Here is an 8,763-nt window from a genome sequence, read left to right on the forward strand (position 1 = left end):
GTCAGTGTCTTTGGCAGTGATGACAGCAGGAAGATTTGCACCTGTTGAAAATTTATTATACATATTAACGCCGAGGCTTGCCAATTGTGGAACCGGCAGCTTTCGGATTAATGGAATAACTCCATCTTCCTGAGTGTAACCGATTTCCTCTTTTGTCAATATACTTCTTAAATTGCTTTGGCTGGTTGTCAGTCTTGAATTCATTGTCTGTTCTTTTGTTAGAACTTCTGAAAGGTCTGGTGGTGTAAAAGTCATTTTAATCTAGCTCCCCAATAAATTCAAGTTTGCTGTTTGTGTGGATGTTATTGTTCCGATGGCAGTTTGTATATTCTCAATAGCTGTAGCTACTGGTGCGTTCTTGATTGCATTGGTTGTGTCTGTTGTGTCTAAAGAGCTTGCAAGATTAACTGGTCCTGCAGGTCCCGTATCACCAGTATCACCTTTAACACCACTGGCACCAGTATCTCCCTTATCTCCTTTAGATCCGGTATCACCAGTATCACCTTTAACACCACTAGCTCCAGTATCTCCCTTATCTCCTTTAGATCCGGTATCACCAGTATCACCTTTAACACCACTAGCTCCAGTATCTCCTTTTGGCCCAGATATTTCGTCAAAGCCGATTACGGCAGTTGATTCCCTTCCGGTGAAAGTTATTTGCCGGTGTACAGAATCCTTATAAACCTCGATGCTTTCACCGTCTGCACCTGTATCTCCAGTATCGCCTTTAGGTCCTGCAGGTCCGGTATCTCCAGTGTCACCTTTTTGACCGGAACCTCCTGCACCTGCTAATTTAAAGCAGTTAACGTAATTGTATTCATCAGAATCTTCCACAGGATGGAGTGCGAGAAATTCACCTGAGGAGTCTTTAACGGCTCCGTTTTCACCCAGCTTGATTTTATCTGCCGGCGAAATGTCAGTAATTCCGCTTGCCAGCTTGAGTCTGTATAGCTGACCTAACACTAACACACTGGCTTTGCGTTGTCCGTTGGTCATTACCACTGGGTCGTTAACGATTATTCCTATTGGTGTTTCATCTGAGCCTGCAACATATTTTTTAACCATTTCTTTTCCGATTTCGGATTTGTCTGAAATGGTTACAGTATCTTCAGGGAAAAGCTTGTTTGTATATTCATAGCCGATGTTCTGGCCGGTTGTGGTAATTACTTCCTTTGATGATACATCTCCATCATCCAGTAAAAAAGTTGTGACTTCTTTACTTGATTCCAGTAAAACGATTTGGTCTGTCATTAAATACTCACCTCATATATGTGGTTTGCTTTAACAGTTGGATTGCATTTGATATTGATTCCATTTTTTCTGGCCTCTGTGCAGAAATATAAATCTTCAGACAGTACGGTATCATCATCGTAGATTACATATCTGAAATACGGATATTCCATCTTCCTGAAGACATTAACATTAACGAGAGCTATTCCCAGTCCTCCGCCTTTAATGTCAAATGGATCAATAGCTTCCAGTAATGTTTTCCCATGGATCATGTTTTCATCGGTGTAATCTTTTCCGAAATTGAAAATAACCGTCTGATCATTAACGGTTCTTTTCTTGTAGTACCATCCAAGAGCAATATCTGCCTCACATTCCAATAGCTTAATTAATGTATCTTTTGGAACTTTAACGTCTGAGTCTATCATCAGCACGTAGTCAAAGTTATAGTTAAGTGATAGCTTTGCTATTTCGTTTCTTGCACGTGCACAGTCATAGCCCTTAACATAATCGAAATACAGATTGTAACCTGCAGGATTTGTTAAATCAAATATTGCCTTAAAGCATTCAGGTTTAATATTTTCGAATGTTGGAACTGCAATCAAGATTTTACCTTTCATCATCGGTATTGTCCTCCAACTTTCTGAGTCTTTCTTCTAAATCATCAATAGTTACCTTATCTGATTTCTCACATCTATACTGATACAAGTCAATTAATGCTACAATGGTAATGGCTAAAGCAAATGGTAAAAGTCCTTCCATTAAAGCATACTTTGATGCATTATCCATTATGATGTTGATTGCAATTGCGGTTAAAACGGCACTTGAAATTGTTTTGGTAAAGTTGCAAATAACAATTTTCTTTTTTAAATTTTTCATAATTATCAGCTTAATATTATTCTCCAGAGAATCTTATTTTTCTTCAGGAAATCCCAATACTCTTTTAGCTTGTTTTTTTGCGTATTCAACATCACCTTCGCCTCTTACACGGCTTGCATAATGACTAGCTACACCTAACACAATCATACAAATACAGTATGGTATGGTATTTTCAGTAATTCCTAAGCTTTCAGAATATAACATTACAATCGGAATGACAGTGACCAGAAATGAAGTTAATATGTCAATGTCCTTTCTGTTCCTTTCTATCCATTCATAAATCATCATTTATCACCTTCAAATGCTTTGTTGGTATGGCTGAGGATTACTCCGTCAACACAAATCTTTTCTTCACTTTCGTATACCTTTTCAGCATTGTCAGCTTCATTCATCCATTCTTCGTACTCTTCAACTGTTTCAAAGTATTTGATGTATTTCATTGTGCCTCCCAAGTAATTGAATAATATAGAATGCCATCTTCGATTTTAAATGATATAATAGGTTTGACGGCATAAGGATAACCTGAGTCAACGTATTTGATACCGTTCCAATAGAACCAGTGGCCTGTTGACTGATCTATGTATGGTCCTTTGTTTTCAAGTGTTCCCACCAGTTTCCTTATTGTCATCTTAAACCTCACCACAATATTATATTTTTTATTATATAATTTATTATATATTTTATTATTTCTTTTATATAAAATATACTTTTTCATCCTCACTGCACCCTTCCCATTCCATGTACAGCTTGTTGTCCTCCCACACAAATCTGACATTATTGACAATAGCTACGTCCGGAAGCTCACAATATGTAACTCCATCATTATCCTTGACATAATTGGCCTGCGCCATAATGTTGGATTCAGTTGGTACAATCATGTTTACCACGTGAGTTATTTCATCCTGTTCAAAGGAACAGTCAGCAAGATCAATACAGTTCTGGGATTCAGGATACATTTCGATTTCAGACATTTGCCTGTATACTCTAATGTATTCCGTATGTTCGTTTTCCGTTAGGTTAACGATTGAAAGTAGTCTTAAATCATGGCCTTGTGTTGGATTACATTCACCGTCACTGTCAATGTAGATTCTTGTGTTGGGCAATATATCTGCTGAAGCTGGTCTTTTGAGTTTTAATCTGAAAACATCACCAAGTACAGCAACAGCTACAAGAGTATGGCCTGAAGATTTGACTTGTACTTTACCTAATAAATAGCCAAAAGCTAAATCTCCTTCCTTTGCTTTCTTTACTATCGTGTGTTCCATTGTTGAGGATTCATCTAATGTTACCATTTCCCCGACTCTGCATTGGTTTTCAGATATCCAGGCAGTGTGTTCCTCATTAACATAGAACCTCTCACCCTCATCCAGAAGACAAGCTATTACGTCCATCTTTTCTTCATGGCTCAATCCTGTTGGATATCCACGGCCATGTCCGATTGTTTCTCTATATTCTTCAATCATTTAAAACACCCAGTCCCAATCTTTGTTTTTAATTTTATCTGGAATGTATAGTCCAGTATTTTCCATTGACTCATCATCAGCATCCCACAATAGCTTACTGCCTTTATAAGCTTTAGGATATTCATGTTCACCTTTATATAATCTGATTCCAGTTTTGGTATCCTTCTCTGTTACAGTTACTTCTGGAATTCCATTAGCTGCGAACAATGGTGATGGGAAGATTAACATCCACTTCAAATCAACATAGTTGTATTCTTCAAATTCTGTTGTTGCAAAGAATGTTGGAGCTATTTCAACTTCAGCGAAATTAGTGTCATAAATTTTGGTTGGATTGTTCCTGCTGAATCCTTCAAGGTAATCACTGTTTGATGAAAAACCAGTTCCTACTCTTCCGTGAATATGATATTGTTTATAACTTCCATTTGTGTCACTTCCCTGATTGTAAGCGTCCCATGATGAAACCTGAACTAATGTTTTAGCTCCGTTAAACATCAGATAGCTTTTGTCACTTCCTGCCCAGTTGAGTGATGTTGTCTTGGTGTCAATGCCATATGTTGTGAGACTTCCGTCCACCTGCATCATGACACTTCCAGTTGTTGAACCATGATATGTTGCATTATCATTAACATCAACACAACCGGAAATTCTTTTAAATCTTGCTATAACAACACGATTGTTAGATAATGATTGACCTGAAGCAATTGATGTGAATAATGATGTTGGAGAGCTACCGTCAAGACTTGGAACAAATTTTGCTCTTAAAAATCTGCCGCTATCTGTTGAGTCATTGTTGATGCTTAAACCGGAGTAGTTCATGAAAAAGTTTGAGTATGTATCAGAGTTTGCATCAAACATTAACACTTCACTTCCAGTTGTTAAAGTACTTGAGAATATTGTTGAAGTATCGTAAACTTCAATGATCAACTTTGTTGTTTGTGAAATCTTACCAACAGGAATTCTAGCAAGTATTGCTGCAGCCTGAGATCCATAACTTGGAAGGTAAAATAAAGGACATGAAGTTCCATCTTTTGTTTTAATCTTTAGATTTTTCAAATCGCTTCTGAATAAACTGGCATAAGAACTGCTAGCTAACGAATCCAAGTATATATAATCATAACTAGATGAATAGCTACCACTCCTTTGGTTGTAATTGCTCATTGCAATATTGATTTGCAATTCTTTTATTAATGTCATGAATAATATTTTATTATCCTTTTTATATAAATTATATAATAAAAAAAATAATAACAAAAAGAGACATAGAAAAACATATTATAAAAACCTTAAAAAAATAATATCATGGCATTCCCAGATGTTGGTCGAGACCACGAAATAAATAATGAATTGTTATTATTTAGAGAATTATTTAATACTAAAAGTAAATATCGTAATTACTTATTAATTAGTCATGGTGGACGAATTACACAACATTTAGTTGAATTTTCAGCATACTGTAAAAAGGGTATTGTTCCTACTTATAAAGAAGATTTTAAATATTTTCTTGATGAATGTGAATTTATTCCTAAATCTATTCGAATTATTATTTTACAATTTTATGATTTTAGAAAAAATTTTGACTATTCCTTGAAATATGAAAAAGAATTAAATCATGCAATGGTATCATATTTAGAAACTTTTTATAATATTTTGGATTGGTTTGAACTTTTTTATCGAATGGAATTTTATGATGAAAAAAAGAAATTTGAAGAAATATCAAAAACTAAAACAACACTAAAGAAAAAGATTAATAAGTTAAAAAGTCAAACTGGAATCGGTGATAAAAATATTAACATAGATAACGATTTTGAAGAAAATTCACAAGACGATATTAATTTGATTCTAAATAAAATAGAAATGTGTGCCCCAGAAATTTATGCGGTATTAATAAAAATATTAGAATCTAATAAAAAAGTGATTAAAAATCAAGAAAGAGAACATCAAGAGCACGAAGATCAGAAGCAACAACTAAATAATATCGAAGATAAAATTGATAACCTTACTGAACAACTTAAAGTTTATAATGAATCTTTAGCTACTCGTCGAGAAAGTATACAAGGAAAACTTGAAGACGCAAAGGATAATGAAGATAAGAAAGAAAAACTTTATAATGAATTTAATCATAAAGCTGCAAAAGAACTTAAAGAGAATATTAAAGATTATGCAGATAAAAATGAGTATGATGAAGAAGAAGAAAGGGTTATTGATAGTTTGGGAGAATGTGCTTGGAATAAATTAGAAAAAGATTCTCAAATGTTTTTAGTAACTTCAGAAATTACATACAATCATTTATGTGACCTTGGAAATAAAGTGGATTATTCTGGAGTTTGTTTATCAGTTACTAAAGCACTAGAAATAGAATTAAAAAAAATATTTTATAAAGGTTTTATAGATTTTTTAGATGAAAATTATGAATATTCAGAATATCATTCTTCATTTTTTAATCATGATATAATACAAAAAGGTAATTTAAAAAAAGAGACAAAATGGACTTTGGGAGGGATACCATATATATTAGGTGCTAATAAAAATAAGAAGTTAGAACCTGAAATACATGAAAATAATGCTTCAAAATTACTTGAATATTCAAAACATGCATTATTTGATCCAAACAAACATAGCGATGACGAAATTAAAAAAACATTAAAATTTTATGGATCTAAAATTGATAGCATCACTCAAAAGTATAGGAATAAAGCAGCACATACATACAGAATTAAAGATTCAAAAGCTAAACAATGTCTTGATTATGTTATCGATGTAAAACGATTCCTTGGATGCATGTTAGATTCTTTCGATAAAGAACATGGAGATTAAGAGTTAATCATATTAAAAATAATGATGAATTAACATTAACATCTGCTTCTATTATTTATACTTGTTTTTAAAATGTAGTGTATATGCATAGATAGAATGTAAATTATTTTTTAATATCCTTGTTGTTAATGTAATGCACACCTAACCATATTGAATAAATCTAGTTATATATATTTTAATTAATAGTAACATCAATTATTTGATAGGTTACATTACTTCAAGAAATAGTAATTAATAAAAATTAGTTTTGGACCATCCACTTATCATATCCTTGTTATACGCGAACCAATTCGCCAGGCCAGAACCACGCCGACCGCAAGGGAGGCGTGTGTGTAGGCCTGGTGTAAAGAATTGGTGAGCATATACTATAGTGAGGAACCGACCCCCGCCGGTCGGTTCCGTATATAGAGAGTGTATTAAAAATAAGCTGTCCATCTCTGATGGACAGGTTGCGACGAATGAAATGAGTCGCAATAGGTATATGAAGGAATAATTAATTTTGTCAGATTTAAGAACCGACCCTTTAGCGGTCGGTTCGAGGTTAAGTTTTGATAAACTTGATTTTATTTTGCATTGGCATTCTTGGGTAATTATATGGGGGCTTGTCCCCCATTAATTAGGCATTAAGGGTTACAATGCAAATAGGGGGATGAGAAGTGATACACCACAAACACTTCCCACCTTATTTCAATAACGAGCGTTCAATGAAAAAATCTAGCTCCGGTGAAAAAGCATAAAACACCATCATAGCTATATTCTAGTTCTATTGAAACCCATATCCTTTAAGATTTTATTATATTCCTCACGAGTTGTAAATGAAGGAGCGTTTTCATCATCGCTTCCGCCAGTTGATCCGGTTTCACCTGTTTCACCAGAGTTTCCGGGATTTCTACCTCCAGGAGTGGAACCGTCATTGCTAGCTTCAATTTTTATTCTTCTTTCAGCCAGTTTTTCCATTAGCTCCATGTCAACGTCACCAGATAATAGCTTATCAATAACTTCCTTATCCTGCGCGTTTTCATTATAGTTAAAATTATATTTAGCTTCGTACTCTTTTATTTTCCTTTCATTTTCAGCTTTTCTAAGTTCAGACAATTCTTTTAAGATATCATCTTTAGAATCAATGAACTCTTTATTTTCTTCAATAGCTTTTTTTATCTCATCGTATTTTTTAGACTCTTCTTTAAGATTATTTATTTCTTCTTGGAGCTTTCCAATCTCAGCATCTTTACCTTGCAATTTTTCCAATAATAAAGAAGTAGCTACATTAGTATCTTTTGCAGGTGCAGGTTGAGGTTGTGGCTGAGGTGCAGGCGGTTCAGGATTTGGATTTCCAGTCTGACCGGTTTCACCAGCAATATCTGAATTCAACAATCTAATTTTTCTTGGGTACTTAGTAACTCCAACATCTATTAAACTCATAGTATCAATTCCAAATGAATCTCCTTTGTCTTTAAGCAAGACATCAACTTTAGGGGAAAGGCCTTTTCCTTTCATGTCAAGTTCGTCAGGTATTTCGATGAATAGCTTTCCTTCCTCATAGCTGATATTGTTTCCGATGCCGACGTAGATATTGTCATGTTCGGAAGTTAAAGGTATTCCTCCACGGTAGTTTTCAGCTATTTGTTTTAGATCTTCTTCAGTCCATCTTACTGGTTTGGTTAACCTTTCATCCAAGTCGGAGTAGTCATATGATCCGACTTCAAATAGTTCATGTCTCATCTCAATCACTTTTTATTATATTATTTATTATATATTTTATTACTTATTTTATATAAATATTTATATTTCAACACCACTGTCACTTAAAATCCTCTCACCAACAGGCTGTTCCTCCTCAAAGTTAGACAAGTAGTTTTTATAGATTTCATCACCTTCAGCAGTGAGCTCCATAATATATCTTAAAACATCATCTCTTGAATAGCTGAAATAAATATCCAATGTTTCACTGATTCCCATTATTTCTAATTGCATGTTCAAAAGCTGATTGCAGTATTTTAAAACCCATTTCTGGTCATTGGCCACATTAACGATAAAACCAGTAATGGCCGAATCGTTAATGTATTCCGCCACGTTCTGGTTTGACCTTTCATTACCTGCCTGAGACTGAGGAGTGACGAAAGTCCTTAGGATGTTGTTTCTAAATATTTCAGTCTGTCTTGTATAGTCTGACTGGTAGTTGTTACCCCCTAAGATTTTTGATTCGATTCCCGGAGGTACAATAGCCACATTTGAATTTGCAGTGGTTCCGTAATCAGCATAAAGGTTTTCCTTAGCGGTTGAAGACAGCTCCATGATTATTGGCTGGCCGTTAGCATCAAGTGACGGCTTTACTTCAATGATGTTGTCCTTATTGATTCTTCAACCTGGTTTCTTTCGA

The 8,763-nt window shown here is 34.4% G+C and carries 12 protein-coding genes; 1 reads left to right on the forward strand and 11 read right to left on the reverse strand.

What is annotated here, in order from left to right; genetic code table 11:
* From E7Z79_RS08325 to E7Z79_RS08365, 9 genes are all read right to left on the reverse strand, one after another.
* Positions 1 to 255 (reverse strand): hypothetical protein (locus E7Z79_RS08325; RefSeq protein WP_303739495.1); only part of this gene is annotated, 255 nt, incomplete at its 3' end.
* A gap of 6 nt (positions 256 to 261) precedes the next feature.
* A complete protein-coding gene (locus tag E7Z79_RS08330) occupies positions 262 to 1,251 on the reverse strand; it encodes a hypothetical protein (protein ID WP_303739496.1) in 990 nt (329 codons plus the stop codon).
* A complete protein-coding gene (locus tag E7Z79_RS08335; protein WP_303739497.1) occupies positions 1,251 to 1,850 on the reverse strand; it encodes a hypothetical protein in 600 nt (199 codons plus the stop codon). Before E7Z79_RS08335 ends, E7Z79_RS08330 begins: the two co-directional genes overlap by 1 nt.
* The gene (locus E7Z79_RS08340; RefSeq protein WP_303739498.1) at positions 1,837 to 2,106 is read right to left on the reverse strand and encodes a hypothetical protein; all 270 of its coding nucleotides are present in this window, start codon (positions 2,104 to 2,106) and stop codon (positions 1,837 to 1,839) included. The genes E7Z79_RS08335 and E7Z79_RS08340 overlap by 14 nt, the downstream gene beginning before the upstream one ends.
* 33 nt (positions 2,107 to 2,139) lie before the next feature.
* A complete protein-coding gene (locus E7Z79_RS08345) occupies positions 2,140 to 2,391 on the reverse strand; it encodes a hypothetical protein (protein WP_303739499.1) in 252 nt (83 codons plus the stop codon).
* Positions 2,391 to 2,546, reverse strand: coding sequence for a hypothetical protein (locus E7Z79_RS08350; RefSeq protein ID WP_303739500.1), 156 nt, complete (start codon positions 2,544 to 2,546; stop codon positions 2,391 to 2,393). The genes E7Z79_RS08345 and E7Z79_RS08350 overlap by 1 nt, the downstream gene beginning before the upstream one ends.
* The gene (locus E7Z79_RS08355; protein ID WP_303739501.1) at positions 2,543 to 2,734 is read right to left on the reverse strand and encodes a hypothetical protein; all 192 of its coding nucleotides are present in this window, start codon (positions 2,732 to 2,734) and stop codon (positions 2,543 to 2,545) included. Before E7Z79_RS08355 ends, E7Z79_RS08350 begins: the two co-directional genes overlap by 4 nt.
* Positions 2,735 to 2,798: 64 nt before the next feature.
* Positions 2,799 to 3,569 carry a hypothetical protein gene (locus E7Z79_RS08360; RefSeq protein WP_303739502.1) on the reverse strand — a complete coding sequence of 257 codons (771 nt, stop codon included), beginning with the start codon at positions 3,567 to 3,569 and terminating at the stop codon, positions 2,799 to 2,801.
* Positions 3,570 to 4,763 carry a hypothetical protein gene (locus E7Z79_RS08365; RefSeq protein ID WP_303739503.1) on the reverse strand — a complete coding sequence of 398 codons (1,194 nt, stop codon included), beginning with the start codon at positions 4,761 to 4,763 and terminating at the stop codon, positions 3,570 to 3,572.
* A gap of 105 nt (positions 4,764 to 4,868) precedes the next feature.
* On the opposite strand from E7Z79_RS08365, the gene E7Z79_RS08370 reads away from it, so the two are divergent.
* Positions 4,869 to 6,383 carry a hypothetical protein gene (locus E7Z79_RS08370; protein ID WP_303739504.1) on the forward strand — a complete coding sequence of 505 codons (1,515 nt, stop codon included), beginning with the start codon at positions 4,869 to 4,871 and terminating at the stop codon, positions 6,381 to 6,383.
* Between the two features lie 750 nt (positions 6,384 to 7,133).
* Here the strand turns inward: E7Z79_RS08370 and E7Z79_RS08375 are convergent.
* Entirely contained in the window at positions 7,134 to 8,105 is a 972-nt protein-coding gene (locus tag E7Z79_RS08375) for a hypothetical protein (protein ID WP_303739505.1), read from the reverse strand.
* A gap of 60 nt (positions 8,106 to 8,165) precedes the next feature.
* Positions 8,166 to 8,678, reverse strand: a complete 513-nt coding sequence (locus tag E7Z79_RS08380; RefSeq protein ID WP_303739506.1) for a hypothetical protein — start codon at positions 8,676 to 8,678, stop codon at positions 8,166 to 8,168.
* Between the last annotated feature and the right edge of the window lie 85 nt (positions 8,679 to 8,763).

The organism is Methanobrevibacter thaueri, from assembly GCF_015062905.1.
Taxonomy (GTDB): Archaea; Methanobacteriota; Methanobacteria; order Methanobacteriales; family Methanobacteriaceae; genus Methanocatella; species Methanocatella thaueri_A.

Coding starts and splice junctions, on each gene's coding strand:
- E7Z79_RS08330 (WP_303739496.1), bottom strand. CDS start 1,251: ATGACAGACCAAATCGTTTTACTGGAATCAAGTAAAGAAGTCACAACT.
- E7Z79_RS08335 (WP_303739497.1), bottom strand. CDS start 1,850: ATGATGAAAGGTAAAATCTTGATTGCAGTTCCAACATTCGAAAATATT.
- E7Z79_RS08340 (WP_303739498.1), bottom strand. CDS start 2,106: ATGAAAAATTTAAAAAAGAAAATTGTTATTTGCAACTTTACCAAAACA.
- E7Z79_RS08345 (WP_303739499.1), bottom strand. CDS start 2,391: ATGATTTATGAATGGATAGAAAGGAACAGAAAGGACATTGACATATTA.
- E7Z79_RS08350 (WP_303739500.1), bottom strand. CDS start 2,546: ATGAAATACATCAAATACTTTGAAACAGTTGAAGAGTACGAAGAATGG.
- E7Z79_RS08355 (WP_303739501.1), bottom strand. CDS start 2,734: ATGACAATAAGGAAACTGGTGGGAACACTTGAAAACAAAGGACCATAC.
- E7Z79_RS08360 (WP_303739502.1), bottom strand. CDS start 3,569: ATGATTGAAGAATATAGAGAAACAATCGGACATGGCCGTGGATATCCA.
- E7Z79_RS08365 (WP_303739503.1), bottom strand. CDS start 4,763: ATGACATTAATAAAAGAATTGCAAATCAATATTGCAATGAGCAATTAC.
- E7Z79_RS08370 (WP_303739504.1), top strand. CDS start 4,869: ATGGCATTCCCAGATGTTGGTCGAGACCACGAAATAAATAATGAATTG.
- E7Z79_RS08375 (WP_303739505.1), bottom strand. CDS start 8,105: ATGAGACATGAACTATTTGAAGTCGGATCATATGACTACTCCGACTTG.
- E7Z79_RS08380 (WP_303739506.1), bottom strand. CDS start 8,678: ATGGAGCTGTCTTCAACCGCTAAGGAAAACCTTTATGCTGATTACGGA.